This window comes from Cupriavidus sp. GW821-FHT07C08 (assembly GCF_059419025.1).
Window position 1 is genome coordinate 1 of the sequence record NZ_JBWKQZ010000098.1, and the last position, 506, is coordinate 506.

Here is a 506-nt window from a genome sequence, read left to right on the forward strand (position 1 = left end):
AGCGCATAGCGCAGCGTGCTGCGGCGGATGCCGCGCAGGCGCGACACCGCCCACAGCATCAGGTAGCCCCGCAGCGAGCTGGTGGTGACCAAGCGGCCCGAGGTGGTGAAGCGGCGCACCAGGCGGTGCACGAAATGCGGCTGCATCAGCCAGCGGCCGAGTCCGGCCGGCAGCGTCTCGCAGATTTCTTCCAGGCGCGGGTGCATGAATTCGTTGATCGCCAGCAGCTGCTTGTCGCCGGCGCGCACCTCGCCCCGCACGCGCGCGAAGCGCGAGTCGCGGGTCTTGAGGTCGGCCACGCGAATGGTGTCCTCGTACGACATCCACAGCGCCAGGTGACGCGCGGTTTCGCGCAGCAGCGCGATATCGCCGTTGCCGACGGCCCGCCGCACGGCAGCCAGCCGATCCAGGTACAGGCCGGCGTAGGCTACGTCCTGGTAGTCGATCATGCGGCGCACGCCTTCGACCACGACGGGCCAGTTCTCGGCCGGTTGTTCGGCGCGGGC

Annotated in this window: 1 protein-coding gene; it reads right to left on the minus strand. The window is 70.0% G+C overall.

Features of this window, described 5'->3' with window-relative positions; translation table 11 throughout:
- Positions 1–506, minus strand: a 506-nt coding sequence (locus AC07UK_RS38875) for a DUF6537 domain-containing protein (RefSeq protein ID WP_494693930.1), incomplete at both ends; no start/stop codon positions are given.